The sequence below is a fragment of the uncultured Oxalicibacterium sp. genome, assembly GCF_913776015.1.
Taxonomy (GTDB): domain Bacteria; phylum Pseudomonadota; class Gammaproteobacteria; order Burkholderiales; family Burkholderiaceae_D; genus Oxalicibacterium.
The window spans coordinates 45,747-59,954 of record NZ_CAJYMD010000066.1; the positions used below are offsets into that span (position 1 = coordinate 45,747).

At 55.2% G+C, this 14,208-nt stretch carries 12 protein-coding genes; 9 read left to right on the forward strand and 3 right to left on the reverse strand.

Annotation, left to right across the window (positions count from 1 at the left end; all coding sequences use genetic code 11):
- Positions 1 to 182: 182 nt before the first annotated feature.
- From QZ725_RS11355 to QZ725_RS11380, 6 genes are all read left to right on the forward strand, one after another.
- Positions 183 to 398 (forward strand): TIGR04438 family Trp-rich protein, encoded by a 216-nt coding sequence (locus QZ725_RS11355; RefSeq protein ID WP_293779578.1) that lies wholly within the window; start codon positions 183 to 185, stop codon positions 396 to 398.
- 72 nt (positions 399 to 470) lie between these two features.
- Complete coding sequence (locus tag QZ725_RS11360; protein WP_293779580.1) at positions 471 to 1,817, forward strand: sensor domain-containing diguanylate cyclase; 1,347 nt, start codon at positions 471 to 473, stop codon at positions 1,815 to 1,817.
- 115 nt (positions 1,818 to 1,932) lie between these two features.
- Positions 1,933 to 2,679 carry a hypothetical protein gene (locus tag QZ725_RS11365; protein WP_293779582.1) on the forward strand — a complete coding sequence of 249 codons (747 nt, stop codon included), beginning with the start codon at positions 1,933 to 1,935 and terminating at the stop codon, positions 2,677 to 2,679.
- Between the two features lie 255 nt (positions 2,680 to 2,934).
- Entirely contained in the window at positions 2,935 to 4,062 is a 1,128-nt protein-coding gene (locus tag QZ725_RS11370) for an aminotransferase class V-fold PLP-dependent enzyme (RefSeq protein WP_293779584.1), read from the forward strand.
- A gap of 162 nt (positions 4,063 to 4,224) precedes the next feature.
- The gene (locus QZ725_RS11375; RefSeq protein WP_293779586.1) at positions 4,225 to 4,563 is read left to right on the forward strand and encodes a hypothetical protein; all 339 of its coding nucleotides are present in this window, start codon (positions 4,225 to 4,227) and stop codon (positions 4,561 to 4,563) included.
- 567 nt (positions 4,564 to 5,130) lie between these two features.
- On the forward strand, positions 5,131 to 7,221 hold the full coding sequence (locus QZ725_RS11380) for a response regulator (protein WP_293779587.1): 2,091 nt from the start codon (positions 5,131 to 5,133) through the stop codon (positions 7,219 to 7,221).
- 264 nt (positions 7,222 to 7,485) lie between these two features.
- Here the strand turns inward: QZ725_RS11380 and QZ725_RS11385 are convergent, their stop codons facing one another.
- Both QZ725_RS11385 and ilvD read right to left on the reverse strand, forming a co-directional pair.
- Positions 7,486 to 8,430: an AEC family transporter gene (locus QZ725_RS11385; protein WP_293779588.1), complete on the reverse strand. Its 945-nt coding sequence runs from the start codon at positions 8,428 to 8,430 to the stop codon at positions 7,486 to 7,488.
- A 285-nt stretch (positions 8,431 to 8,715) separates the two neighbouring features.
- Positions 8,716 to 10,389 (reverse strand): dihydroxy-acid dehydratase, encoded by a 1,674-nt coding sequence (gene ilvD, locus QZ725_RS11390; protein ID WP_293779590.1) that lies wholly within the window; start codon positions 10,387 to 10,389, stop codon positions 8,716 to 8,718.
- Between the two features lie 117 nt (positions 10,390 to 10,506).
- On the opposite strand from ilvD, the gene QZ725_RS11395 reads away from it, so the two are divergent.
- From QZ725_RS11395 to QZ725_RS11405, 3 genes are read left to right on the forward strand one after another with little or no spacing between them, the layout of a single operon-like run.
- Positions 10,507 to 11,400, forward strand: coding sequence for a LysR substrate-binding domain-containing protein (locus QZ725_RS11395; RefSeq protein WP_293779592.1), 894 nt, complete (start codon positions 10,507 to 10,509; stop codon positions 11,398 to 11,400).
- 3 nt (positions 11,401 to 11,403) lie between these two features.
- Positions 11,404 to 12,231, forward strand: coding sequence for a prolipoprotein diacylglyceryl transferase (gene lgt, locus QZ725_RS11400; RefSeq protein WP_293779594.1), 828 nt, complete (start codon positions 11,404 to 11,406; stop codon positions 12,229 to 12,231).
- A 45-nt stretch (positions 12,232 to 12,276) separates the two neighbouring features.
- On the forward strand, positions 12,277 to 12,927 hold the full coding sequence (locus QZ725_RS11405) for a phosphatase PAP2 family protein (protein ID WP_293779596.1): 651 nt from the start codon (positions 12,277 to 12,279) through the stop codon (positions 12,925 to 12,927).
- A 118-nt stretch (positions 12,928 to 13,045) separates the two neighbouring features.
- Here the strand turns inward: QZ725_RS11405 and QZ725_RS11410 are convergent, their stop codons facing one another.
- Entirely contained in the window at positions 13,046 to 14,200 is a 1,155-nt protein-coding gene (locus tag QZ725_RS11410; protein ID WP_293779598.1) for an NDP-sugar synthase, read from the reverse strand.
- Positions 14,201 to 14,208: the final 8 nt, after the last annotated feature.

Genomic DNA, 14,208 nt, shown 5'->3' on the forward strand with positions numbered 1-14,208 from the left:
TTTCTTCTGCAAACGGGCACTGCGCACTACCAGTAATCTTTCTTTTTCACCGCATGGTTGGCGTGGCTTTTGGCATCCACGCAACATGCCGCAGCGCCCTGTCGCAATATTCCCCTGCCAGTTTTGACCAGAGGAAATTTTCGCCTTATGCTCGCAGCACATACTGCCTGCACGAGAAAGCCATGCCATTGATCATTCTGATTGTCCTTTTTGTCGCCCTCAAATTGCTGGCGATCGGACCTGTCGCAGACATGTCATGGTGGTGGGTCGTCGGCCTGTTCGCTCTCGCCTTTCTCTGGTTCGAATACATCGAGCGCATGTTGGGCCGAGATAAACGCAAGGCGCACGAACAACTCGAGAAAACGCGCGCGGATCGCGTCAAACGCACCTTCAAGTAACCACGACACATTGTTTTGCATTTGCCGTGTCGCTGCGTAGGAACCATTACTTTCGGCTGACGTCCATGCCTCATGGAAACAAACTTCAACATCCCTGCCTCACGCTTTCTTGATCTTCTGCCAGATGCCCTTTGTATCGTCGATCCCGATGGTCGTTTTGTCTTCGTCAGTAGTGCGTTTGAACAAATTTTTGGCTATGCGCCGGAAGAAGTAATCGGCAAACCCATGCTTGATCTCGTCCATCCGGATGATCGTGCGACGACACAATCGATTGCCGAAGACATCATGGCTGGCAATAGCAAAATCAACATCGAAAACCGTTACTTGCGCAAGGATGGACAGATCGTCCACATCATGTGGTCTGCACGGTGGTCAGCCGAAAATGGCGTACGCATCGCCGTTGCCCGCGACATTACCAATCGCAAGAAGGCAGAAGCCATCCGTGCTGCGCTGTACGCCATCTCGGAAGCCGCGCACGTCGCTGAAAATCTGCAGGACCTTTTCGAACGCATCCACCAGATCATCAGCTCGCTGCTCCCCGCAGAAAATTTCTCGATCGCGTTGCAGAAGCCCGATCGCACCACGCTGGATTTTGTTTATCACGTGGATCAATATGATGAACCGATCGATCACCTTCGTACTTCGGCCGAACAGTTGTACCCGGAAATCGTCACCAGCCGACAACCCGCATTACTGTGCCGCAGTGAAAACAGCAACCTGCCGCTAGGATTGCGTAGCGTTGGCAGGTACCACGCGCTGTGCTGGCTGGCTGTCCCTTTGATCGCAACCGATGACACCATCGGCGCCATCTTCCTGCGCAGTTATGCAGGTGGCACCCAATATACGGAACAGGACAAGGAGTTGCTGCGTTTCGTTTCGACGCAAATCGCCACGGCCGTTGAACGCAAGCAGTTGTATGCACAATTGCAGCATGCGTCGCGATACGACCCCCTGACCGATTTGCCCAACCGCGGCTTGCTGTTCGATCGATTGCGAACCAGTCTCGCACGTGCGCGCCGTAGAAACGAGCAAATGGCCGTGCTGTTTCTCGATCTTGATCGCTTCAAGGAAATCAACGATACGCATGGTCACGCAACCGGCGATCAATTGCTGCGCGAAGTTGCGCAACGTATGCAGCAGTGCATACGCGAAGCCGATACCGTCGCCCGCATCGGCGGCGATGAGTTCGTGGTACTGATTGAAAGCATGCAGCAGCCCGATTACGCCATGCTGGTCGCCGAGAAAATTCGTGCCGCTGTACAACGCCCCATGCAATTTGAGGCACATACGCTGCACATCCAGCCGAGCATCGGAATCGCACGCTATCCGCTGGATGGACAAAGCGAACAAACTCTGCTCGATCACGCCGACAAGACCATGTACGAAGAAAAGGAACGACGCAAACAGGCGTCAACCTAGTCGTTGCATCACATCAGCACGCATCGTCCCTGGAGTCCGACATGCGCTTTGATTGGCAATACCTGTGCAGATGTGTCGCATAATCGTGCCTTCATTCCATTTATTCGCAATTCCCATGAGTGTCATCGACAAAGCCCGTTCCGATTCCCGCCTTGCCTCTCTGCTGCAAAGCGTGCAGCAGAAAACTAAACTCAAGTTTGAAAAATCAAAAAGCAGCGATTGGTTGTCGAGTGTCGAAGACGAGCGCGCTGTCATCGAATACGCAGGTTGCCGCCACCCAAGCGCAGCACTGGCCCAGGAGCTGCTGCATGTCGACTTGCAGCTTGCAGGCTATCGACGCATCCGGCTCGGTATTTCTTCAGTATTCGATCAGGAAGCCATGCCGACTTTCATCAATGTGCTGGATCACGAACTGCAGCGCCACAAGATCTACCAGCGCTTTCTCGCGCTGGGCTTTACGCCCGAGCAGTTCTATCGCGATGCCGACAAGGATACCTTCCCGTACCTGAATCAGGTACTGATGACCGAGCCAGATACCATCGCACGCATCATTCCGCCCTTCCTGATGTTGTTGGCACCAGGCGGCACGCTCTCGCTCGAGGCTTATCAGGATCTTTACGATCGTTTCTTGCGCATCAATAACGGTCAGTACGCCAAGCAACTGCTGGTCATCGAGCAATTGATGCAGAACTGGGCGGCCACTCCCACACTCGATCAGACGCACACCGTGCGCAAGATCATGCTCACCATCGAACCCAAGGGCAATTTCAGTTGGTTCGGTTTCAAGGATGAAACCGGCTTTCCTGACAATGGCTTCTTTATCGATGAAGCGTTTTCGGTGCGCGTGGTACCGAATACGTAACAACCTCTGCACGGCCTGCCCCATAAACAGGCCCACCAGCCTACAAACGCTCTTTTCCTCACGAATCCTTGAGAAACAGAGGCACCGGTGTGCCATTTACACATCGTCCACGCACCGGTTCGGCGCAAAAAGTCGGATAGCGCAAGCCAGAAATGTCTTCACGCGGTAAAATCTCTCTTTTTCGACATTTCTGTCGCTTTCATGGCCTAATCAAGTTCATCTTGATGCGGTCGGATTTTTTCTTCTGGAACAATCGTGCCCGGTCTCCTTCCCAACGTCGATCCCGACGGCCTCCTCGAATACTCCGTGGTCTACACGGATCGTGCAATCAACCACATGTCGCAACGCTTTCAGGGCGTAATGCGCGATATTTCGCGGACGCTCAAACACGTCTACAACGCGCACTCGGCAATCGTCATGCCGGGTTCCGGTACCTTCGGCATGGAAGCCGTTGCGCGCCAGTTCGCCACCGACAAACCGTGTCTCGTGCTGCGTAACGGCTGGTTCAGCTTCCGCTGGACGCAGATTCTTGAAACCGGCCGCATTCCGTCAGAAACCACGGTTGTGAAAGCGCGCCAGATCGAAGCAGGCAGCCAGGCACCTTTTGCGCCGGCACCGATCGACGAAGTCGTGGCCGCGATCAAGCAGGCCAAGCCGGCTATCGTGTTTGCACCGCACGTGGAAACCGCATCGGGCATCATGCTGCCGACCGAATACATGCGCAAGGTATCGGATGCCGTGCATGAAGTGGGTGGTTTGTTCGTCCTTGACTGCATTGCCTCGGGCACCATCTGGGTAGACATGCAGGCAGCTGGCGTGGATGTCCTGATCAGTGCACCGCAAAAAGGCTGGAGCGGTTCGGCCGGTTGCGCCTTCATCATGCTGAGCAAACTCGCCCGCGAACGTATCGAACATACGCAAAGCACCAGCTTTGCCTGCGATCTGCGCAAATGGCTGCAAATCATGGAAGCCTACGAACAAGGCAACGTTGCTTATCACACCACGATGCCGACTGATGCGCTGACCATCCTGCGTGACACGATGAAAGAAACCGAAGATTACGGTTTCACCAAAGTGCGCGACGAACAACAACAGCTTGGCGATCGCGTTCGTGCGTTGCTGGCCGAACGCGGCTTCAAGAGCGTGGCAGCACAAGGCTACGAAGCACCGGGTGTTGTCGTTGCCTATACGACGGACGATGGCATTCAATCGACCAAGAAATTCGTCGCCGCCGGTCTGCAAACGGCTGCTGGCGTACCGCTGCAATGCGATGAAGGTCCGGAATTCAAGACCTTCCGCATCGGCCTCTTTGGTCTGGACAAACTGCACAACATCGATCGTACGGTAGAGAATCTTGCAAAGGCGCTCGACCAGATCGCTTGATGCGTCATGAACCAAGAAAAAAGCCGGACACATCGTCCGGCTTTTTTTTATGTTCAACAATGCATGCATGACCCTCTCATTGGACGAATTGCTGGTCACACAAGGGGATATAGATCCGTGATGCTCTACAATCTTCCACTTCTTTTAACATTTTCTTGAACAATGTCCGATACCTCACCCCATACTCCGCATGCGCACAAACCCTCCGTCATCGATCAATTCTCGAAAATGGCGCAATTCTCGATTTTGGGCGTGATCATCGCCATCCTGCTGCTATCGCCTGCCGTCATCTATTACTTCACCGGACATGTCGAATCGAAACTGCCAGTCTGTACGGCTGCACAACCGGCATCTGCAACATGGCGCTGCAAAGTGGATCAATCCGACAAGGCGAAAGTGGCTGGCGGCAATCCGGCTTACTGCCCGGAAGGAAAACAGCATTTCGTAGAACGTGCGTGGTGCAATGCCAACTGGGATAAACCGATCGTATCGGCACAATAAGAACTGTACTAACCCACCAAAGCCGGACCGTTGTCCGGCTTTTTTATTGGGTTTCACGCATGCACAGTATGGCGTGTCGCGACGAATGATCATTCCGCCCGTCTCCTCAAGACACTTTAGGGCGCCATGCTATATTTCCGTCAGAAAATATAAATTTCCAGATAGCATTAAATCGTGAACTAAATGATCGGTTTGCTCTCTGGCTATAGAGTCTCGCTTGCAGCTTGTAAATCAGAAAATCCCTGACTGACGTGCGCCAGATAGCTCGAACAAGGCCCCCATTAACAAGAATCCCTTCCAGAATTTTGCGTCTCTTCTGCGCGCCTCAGCATGAGCAATGCCTTATCTTCGTCACGTACCCCTTACCGAGCCGAGCAGATCGTATCAGCGCTCTTCTCTTCACTGCGCAGCAAGACGAGAACGTGGCTGAACACAATCTATATCCACGCAGCATTGCCCGCAGTACAACAGCAAACAATCGGCTGGGTGCGCATTACCATGCAGCCCCCCTTTGTTACATGAATCGCCCATCCACGCTCATTACATGCCCCATTGGCATTGAAAGACATGAACGCCGTGCACACTGATACCACCACCGTCCGCCTGGCAGAACTGGAAGACGATATCGCCTCCTACAAACGACAACGCGAAGCGCTGTTTGAAGCCATTGATGATGGCTTCTGCATCATCGAGTTCATCGATGGCCCGCACGGCCCCTTGAGCGATTACGTCCACATCGAAGCCAACTCAGGTTATCAACGTCACACCGGCATTCATGACATCGTCGGCAAACGCCTGCGTGAAATCGAACCGAATCATGCCGATACCTGGCTCGCCGTCTATGGCAAGGTGCTGCAATCTGGCGAGCCGATTCGTTTTGAACAGGAATTCATCTCGGCAAAACGCCATATTGAAGTTTCCGCCAAACGCGTGGGTTCTCGCGATATGCGTCAGGTGGCCGTTCTGTTTCGTGACATCACCGCTAGAAAACAGACCGAAGCAGCGCTACGCGAAAATGTGGAGCGTGTTCAATTGGCACTGGCGGCAGGTGCCATCATCGGCACGTGGTTATGGGATCTGCAGACGGATCAGTTCATCGTGGATGAAGCATTCGCCTCGTCTTTCGGTTTTGATCCTGACAAGGCCAGAAGCGGACTGCCTCTGGCAAAAGTTGTGGAAACTGTTCACCCCGACGATCAGGAAGGCCTTGCCCACGCGATTGCCGAAGCCATCGGACGCGGCGGTGCCTATGCCCACCAATATCGAACACGCCGTCTGGACGGCAATTATTACTGGCTGGAAGCGAATGGTCGGGTAGAACTGGCAGCCGATGGTACGCCTCTGAAATTTCCCGGCGTATTGATCGATGTCGAAGGGCGTCGTGCCGTCGAGGCAGAGCGTGATCGCGCCAACACGGCGTTACGCGCTCTCACCGAGACGCTGGAGCAGCGTGTGGAAGATCGCACCGCCGAACTGCTCAAGATGGAAGATGCCTTACGTCAGGCGCAAAAAATGGAAGCAGTCGGACAACTCACCGGCGGCCTCGCACACGACTTCAACAATATCCTCGCCGGCATTCTTGGCAGCCTTGACTTGATCAAGGCACGCATGACGCAAGGCCGCCTTGCCGATATCGAGCGCCACGTCAATGCCGCACAATCGGGCATCAAACGTGCTGCCTCGCTGACGCAACGCCTGCTCGCCTTTGCACGTCGCCAAACGCTGGATCCCAAACCCGCTAGCGTCAACCGCGTAGTCGGCGGCATGCATGAACTGATCGGCCGTAGTGTCGGCCCGGCCATCACCGTCCAGACCATCGCTGCCAGCGGTTTGTGGAATACCTTCGTCGATGTCGGCCAGCTAGAAAACGCGCTGCTCAATCTCTGCATCAATGCACGCGACGCCATGCCCGACGGCGGCAATCTAAAAATCGAGACCACGAATTGTGTGCTCGATGACAAGGCTGCGATCGAACACGGGTTGTCTGCAGGTCAATATGTCATGCTCTGCGTCCACGATACCGGTACCGGCATGACGCCAGATGTGATGGCACGTGCGTTCGATCCCTTTTTCACCACCAAGCCGATCGGACTGGGCACCGGTCTTGGCCTATCCATGGTTTACGGTTTCGCTGGCCAGTCAGGCGGCGCGGTACGCATTCAATCGGAAGTGAACAAGGGCTCGATCATCTCGCTCTATCTGCCGCGCCATCTCGGCACTGAGGAAGCGGAAGACAATCCATACGAACAACAGTCATCACTCAGTGGTAATGCGGGCAAGACGATCCTGATCGTGGATGATGAACCCTTGGTGCGCATGGTTGCAACAGAAATCCTCAAGGATCTTGGCTATTTCATGGTCGAAGCCGAAGATGGCCCCTCGGCACTGAAAGCGCTGGATGCCTGCCCGGCTCTTGATCTTCTGATTACCGATGTCGGCCTGCCCAATGGCATGAACGGCAGGCAGGTTGCCGATGCATTCAGAGAGCGGCATCCCGCCTTGCCAGTTCTATTCGTGACGGGTTACGCGGAAAATGCCGTGCTCAATCACGGCCATCTTGAACAAGGCATGCAGATTCTGACCAAACCCTTCACTTCGGAAGCACTAGCAAATCGTGTGCAGTCCTTGCTGCACAGCGACAAGACAATCGACAGATAAGTGCCCGCTCTTTTGCGCTACCAGGCTCACAAAAATCAAGCATCTCAACACATGCTTCGATCATGAGACGCATGGACAACGATCGGACAGCAGATGCACGGCGGAATGCACATGACGCTTCTTAAAGCGTCTTTCGGCACGCCACTTTTTCAGCGGAAGACCATGATTGTTTGAGAGCTACGGCGGAAAAATCAAAGCAGGCAGGCGGCCTTTATCGCGCTAGCGGGTTGCAAAAATCCACGAGCTCGCGTTACCAATGCGTGCTCATATCCAGCGATTGAGTACGAGCAAAACAACCGGCAAACTGAAAAAAGCCAGCAATGTAGATAAGGCGATACTGGCCGACACCTCATCCTCTGCCACCTTGTAGCGCTGCGTAAACAGGAAGACGTTTGCTCCCACTGGCAACGCAGCCGCCATTGCCATCGTCGCCATGGGAATGCCTTTCAAGCCACACAACCAGGCACACAGGATGAATACCAGCGGATGGAGCATGGTTTTGACCACGGCGATGCGCAACGCCGGCAACAAATTGCCCTTCAGCTGGCTATACGCAAGCGTGACGCCCACCAGCAGCAATGACATCGGCCCCAGGGCCTGCCCCATCAACTGCAACGGTTTATCAACCATCGCGGGCAACCCGAATCCTGTTTGGGCATACACCACTCCCGCAATGATGGGGATGGGAATCGGATGCAGGATGCTGTTTCTCACCGCAACAGCCAATGTTCGCCATATATTGCCCGCCCCGCCGTCACGCCCAAGCTGACGTGCCGCAGCCAGTTCGAACACAATGGTGCCGCCCGTCATCAACACCAGGGCATGGATCGAGATCAGCGTGAACAGGGAAATCAGTCCTTCTTCGCCAAACACCAGATTGACGAGCGGAATACCGATCATCACGGTATTGCTGAAGGTGTGCGCCAAGGCGCGTGCCGCCGACAACGTCGTCACACCTGAAGCAAGCAGGGTGACAATGAAAACCACGGCCACCGCCAGAAAATAAACGCCAATCGTGGCGTAATCCAGTTCGCTCACTTTGACACTCATCATGGTGCGAAACAGCAAGGCAGGCGTCAGGACGTAAAACACCAGATTGGACAAATCATGAATCGCAGACTGCCGTACCCATCGCATCTTCGCCACGAAGAAACCGATAGCGATGATGAAAATCACGGAGAACAGTGCTGGCGTGACAGATGCGTTCAAGGTAGGTGCGAAGCCTTCAAATTATGTAATGCCAGCATGTTGATGCCGTCTACGCGATGACGGTAACGGATGAGTGAGCAACATACGCATCACGAGAGCATTCCCAAAGCGACTTACAGGGACATCGCTTTCTGATCGCTCAACGCATTCATCCAAATAAAAAGGACTGCGCTTCAGCTCATACGAAGCGCAGTCCTTCCGTATCCATCGCGTTTCAAGACGCATCAGACTTCTCGATCTTGCGAATCTCGAAAGTCAGCACGATGCGTCATTGTCGCAATCGACTCAACCCGTCGTTGCGCCCTTGCTGGCGCTAGATGCCAACGCGGCAAACTTGGCCAACACGCCACGCGTGTAACGCGGTGCGGGCTGTTTCCAGTTGGCGCGACGACGTGCGATTTCTTCGTCAGGCACGTTGAGCTGAATCAGCAGATTGTGTGCGTCGATCGTGATCGAATCGCCTTCTTCCACCAGCGCAATCGTACCGCCGACAAATGCTTCCGGCGAAACGTGGCCAACCACCATGCCCCAGGTACCGCCGGAGAAACGACCGTCGGTAATCAGGCCGACGGATTCACCCAGACCTTGACCAACCAACGCACCGGTTGGTGCCAGCATTTCCGGCATGCCCGGACCGCCTTTAGGGCCGAGGTAACGCAAGACAACCACGTCGCCAGCATTGATCTTCTTGGCCATGATGGCATCCATTGCCGAGTATTCATCTTCGAACACACGTGCCGGGCCGGTGATGACCGGATTTTTTAAACCGGTGATCTTGGCAACGCAACCTTCAGGCGACAGATTGCCTTTGAGGATGGCAAGGTGGCCCTGGTTGTACAGGGCCTTGTCGATTGGGCGGATGACGTCCTGATCCGCACGCGGCACCGATGGGACATCGGCCAGTGCTTCAGCAACCGTCTTGCCGGTTATCGTCATGCAATCGCCATGCAACATGCCGGCGTCGAGCAGGATCTTCATGACTTGCGGAATACCGCCAGCCTTGTGGAGATCGGTCGCAACGTATTTGCCCGATGGTTTGAGATCGCAGATGACCGGTACTTTCTTGCGCATGCGCTCGTAATCGTCGATGGTCCAATCGACTTCTGCTGCGTGTGCGATCGCCAGGAAGTGCAACACGGCATTGGTCGAACCACCGGTTGCCATGATGACGGCAACGGCGTTTTCGATCGCTTCACGCGTGACGATGTCACGTGGCTTCAAATCGTTCTTGATGGCTTCGACCAGCACGCGTGCGGATTCTGCAGCCGAACCGACTTTCTCGTCATCCGGATTCGCCATGGTCGACGAGTAAGGCAGCGACAGACCCAGCGCTTCGAACGAAGACGACATGGTGTTGGCCGTGTACATACCACCACACGAGCCCGACGATGGGCAGGCATTACGCTCAATGCCTTCGAAATCTTCCTGCGACATGCGGCCAGCGGTAAATTCACCCACAGCCTCGAATGCAGAAACGATGGTCAGGTCTTTGCCTTTCCAGTTACCCGGCTTGATGGTGCCGCCGTAGACATAAATACTTGGCACGTTGGTGCGCAGCATGGCGATCATGCCGCCCGGCATATTCTTGTCGCAACCGCCGATGACGAGCACGCCATCCATCCACTGGCCGTTGACTGCGGTCTCGATACAGTCAGCAATGACTTCGCGCGAAATCAGCGAAAACTTCATGCCTTCGGTACCCATGGACATCCCGTCCGAAATCGTCGGCGTACCGAATACCTGCGGATTGGCACCGGCTTCCTTGGTGGCCTTGATGGCGATATCCGCCAGCTTTTGCAGACCGGAGTTGCACGGCGTGATTGTCGAGTGGCCATTCGCAATGCCGACCATCGGCTTGTCGAAATCTTCCTTCTCGTAGCCCAGTGCGTAATACATCGAGCGGTTAGGGCTGCGGGACACACCCTGGGTAATGTTTTTTGAGCGGCGGTTGAATGCCATGATGCCTCCATGGTTTTTGAAGTCGCCAGCATGCCTTGCGCAATGACGACTGTCAAATATATGATTCAACATTTATTGATATATTTAAAGTATCAATAAGCCATTCGCGTTCGCCTCATGAATATCGAACTCCGCCAGTTACGTTATTTCCTCACGGTTGCCGAAGAAATGCATTTCGGCCGCGCCGCACAGCGCCTGCACATGACGCAGCCACCGCTGTCGTTGGCGATCCGCTCACTGGAAAATTCGCTAGGCACCGCCCTATTCCGCCGCAATAGCCGCAGCGTGTCGCTGACGCCAGCCGGGGTCGCGCTGCTGCCAGAAGCACAGCGCATCCTGCAACAGACGGCAGCGCTGCCGGATCTGCTGCGACGTGCAAGTTCCGGCGCATCGGGCACGCTGTCGCTGGCGTTCGTCTCGACCGCCGACTACAGCGTGCTGCCCGCCTTCCTGCGCGAATTCCGCGAAACCTATCCGGCTGTCGAAATCGATCTGCGCGAAGCCACCACCGATGTGCAGTTGGAAGAACTGCTGCAAGGCCGCATCGACGTCGGCCTGCTGATTCCGCCCTTGCCCGAGAAAGCGTGGCTGGAAATCGATTATCTGCCCGTGCTTTCTGAACCTTTGATCCTGGCCGTGCCCAAAGGATTGCCTGCCGTGCGCGGCAACGCGAAAGCCGCGCTGGAAACGCTGAGTGACCAGCCGCTGATCATCTTTCCGCGTCGCATCGCCCCTGCCCTGCACGATGCCATCCTCGCCTGCTATCACGAAGCGGGGCTGACACCGCGCATCGGACAGGAAGCGATCCAGATGCAGACCATCATCGGCCTGGTCTCGGCCGGCATGGGCATCGCGCTTGTGCCACAATCCGTATCCAACCTGAAGCGGCCCGGTGTCGAATATCGTGAACTGACGAACCGCACGCCGCTGGTGGAAACGGGATTAGCCTGGCGGCGCGACAATGCCTCGCCCGTACTGCACGCCTTCCTGGAATTACTGAGAAAGACATAGAACATGCTGATTCACCCGATGCCTGACCCGATCGCGATTTCGATCGGCCCGATCGCCATTCACTGGTACGGCCTGATGTACCTCGCCGCCTTCTTGCAGTTTGTCTGGCTGGCGCGCATTCGCATCAAGCAGCCGCAAATCGTGCGAGCGGGCTGGACCAGGGACGACATCGAAGACATGCTGTTCTATGGCGTGGTCGGCGTGATCGTCGGCGGGCGACTTGGCGAAGTGCTGTTCTATGCGCCAGCCTATTACTTCGCCAATCCGCTCGAAATCTTCAAGGTGTGGAAAGGCGGTATGTCCTTCCATGGCGGCTTCCTCGGCGTCTTGCTGATGATGGGCGTCTGGGCCCGCAAGAAAGACCGCAACGTGCTCGACGTCTGGGATTTCATCGCGCCGATGGTGCCGCTCGGTTACGCCTTTGGCCGTCTCGGCAATTTCATCAACGCCGAACTGCCGGGCCGCATTGCCGATCCGTCGCTACCGTGGGCCATGATCTGGCCGAACGTCGATAACCAGCCGCGTCACCCGTCGCCGCTGTATCAGGCGTCCATCGATGGCGTGCTGCTGTTTATCATCCTGTGGCTGTTCTCGCGCAAGGAACGTCCGCGCATGGCGGTCGGTGGCATGTTCTCGCTGCTGTACGGTTGTGCGCGCTTCTTCACCGAATACTTCCGCACACCTGATTACGAAGTCCATTTTGGTCCTGTCACAATTTCAGCCGGGCAGATGCTGTCTATACCGCTGATTGCGTTGGGTATCGTGATGCTGATCATTGCGTATCGCACGCCAAAGTATCCGGCCACCCGCGTACAACCAGCCAAAAGCTGATCTGGCAACGCAACCCAGAACAACGAAACCGGTTTGTTTCCTCTCATGGATTTCTGGTCTTTCTTCACCCGGCTGGCGGATACCAACTTCACGCTGCCGGTCGCGCTGCTGATCAGTGTATGGCTGGCCGCCGCACGCGAGTGGCGCTTGGCAACGTGGTGGTTGATGCTGTTTGGCTTCGGCCTGTTTCTCGTTACGGCAACCAAGGTGGCTTACGTCGGTTGGGGTATCGGCATTGCTGCCGTCGACTTCCACGGCTTCAGCGGTCATGCAATGCGTGCCGCAACAATTGCGCCACCATTTGCCTACCTGCTGGCCCAACGGTGCACAAGCAGTGTGCGCGCCACGGCAGTCATCGCTGCCATCGTCTTTGCCATCGCCATTTGCGTCTCGCGACTCGTACTGGGCGTACATTCGGTTTCCGAAGCGATCAGCGGCTTGCTGCTCGGCTTCCTGCTTGCATTCACTTTCATCGCCATCAGCCAACGCCATGCAGGCATTGCCTTCACACGCCAGTACTTGATCCTGGGCGCGTTGCTGTTACTGCCAATTCTGAATGCTCGCCCGGCACCGACTCAAGGTTGGATCGAACACGTCGCAACGCACTTGGCAGGAGAAGCGAATCGCGACGCCATTCTTCAGCGCATGGGCAAACTGCCTCCAAATGATACGCCCGACACCGCCATACAGCGTTAAACCTGAATTCACACACCATCGATCAATCCCGCAATAATTGATAGCTCCAAAACAAAAAGCCCGCGTGAGCGGGCTTCTATGAAAATGTCTCTTGGTGCGCCGATCGCACCAGAGAAGATCAGGCTACGGCAACCGCCTTGGCCTGTTTGATTGCCGTGCGTGAACTGCCACGACGATCGCGTGCATCACGCCATGCTTCGGTTTCACTTTCCGAAATATGTTGCATCTTGCCTTCGCGCGTGACCGAGTAGTTACGATGCACAACCAACTCGTTCATCTTAGAGCCCGGCGACACGCGCGTGTACTCGAACAACACGCTACGCTCGACATGTGCACCCGCACAAATCTGACTGCCATGACCGATCCAGGTTGGGCCGATGATCGTCGCCCCTGCCTCAATGTGGGTGCCGGACCCGATGTAGACAGGACCTTCAATGGTCGTGCCTTCCCAATCGATGCGCGTATTAAGGCCGACCCACAAACCTTCGCGAATCTGCGTACCAGGCATCGTCATGTGTGCCAGTTCGCCTTGCAACACGCTTTGCGATACTGCCCAGTAGTCGCGAATATTGCCGATGTCGATCCAGTTGAAGAAACGCTTTTGTGCGTAGAACGGCATGCCCTTTTCCACCAGCAGCGGGAAAAGCTGCGAGCCGATGTCGAATTCGGTATCAGGTGGAATCAGTTTCAGCACTTCCGGTTCCATGATATAGATACCGGTACTGGCAAACAGCGATTTGGCTTCTTCCGGCTTTGGTTTTTCCTGGAATGACTGGACGCGACCCTGTTCATCCATCACGACCATACCGTAGTCGGCCGCTTTTTCGCGCTCGACTTCTTTGGTAATGATGCTGACCATGGCCCCTTTTCGGCGATGTTCGAACAAGGCTGACTTGATATCCAGATCGATCAACGCGTCACCGCAAATAACCAGCGTCGTTTCATCGAAGAAATTGCCGAATTCCTGAATTTTCTTCATACCGCCGGCAGAGCCGATCGGCTTCGGCATGACTTCACCGTTTTCATCCATGAAACCTTCAAAGGAATAGCCGATCTGCGCACCGAAACGCTGACCTTCACCAAAATATTCCTCGATCTTGTGGTGAAGATAGCTGACATTAACCATGATGTCGCGAATGCCGAACTTCACCAGATGTTCAACCAGATATTCCATCACCGGCTTACCGAGGATGGGAATCATCGGTTTGGGTAGTTCATAAGTGAGAGGCTGGACACGGGTGCCCTTGCCTGCTGCAAGAATCATTGCTTTCATGTTCTCCC

Excerpts from the sequence above, each read along its gene's own strand:
- QZ725_RS11365 (WP_293779582.1), top strand. The coding sequence starts at position 1,933 with ATGAGTGTCATCGACAAAGCCCGTTCCGATTCCCGCCTTGCCTCTCTG.
- QZ725_RS11395 (WP_293779592.1), top strand. The coding sequence starts at position 10,507 with ATGAATATCGAACTCCGCCAGTTACGTTATTTCCTCACGGTTGCCGAA.
- QZ725_RS11355 (WP_293779578.1), top strand. The coding sequence starts at position 183 with ATGCCATTGATCATTCTGATTGTCCTTTTTGTCGCCCTCAAATTGCTG.
- QZ725_RS11380 (WP_293779587.1), top strand. The coding sequence starts at position 5,131 with ATGAACGCCGTGCACACTGATACCACCACCGTCCGCCTGGCAGAACTG.
- QZ725_RS11410 (WP_293779598.1), bottom strand. The coding sequence starts at position 14,200 with ATGAAAGCAATGATTCTTGCAGCAGGCAAGGGCACCCGTGTCCAGCCT.
- ilvD (WP_293779590.1), bottom strand. The coding sequence starts at position 10,389 with ATGGCATTCAACCGCCGCTCAAAAAACATTACCCAGGGTGTGTCCCGC.
- QZ725_RS11360 (WP_293779580.1), top strand. The coding sequence starts at position 471 with ATGGAAACAAACTTCAACATCCCTGCCTCACGCTTTCTTGATCTTCTG.
- lgt (WP_293779594.1), top strand. The coding sequence starts at position 11,404 with ATGCTGATTCACCCGATGCCTGACCCGATCGCGATTTCGATCGGCCCG.
- QZ725_RS11375 (WP_293779586.1), top strand. The coding sequence starts at position 4,225 with ATGTCCGATACCTCACCCCATACTCCGCATGCGCACAAACCCTCCGTC.
- QZ725_RS11405 (WP_293779596.1), top strand. The coding sequence starts at position 12,277 with ATGGATTTCTGGTCTTTCTTCACCCGGCTGGCGGATACCAACTTCACG.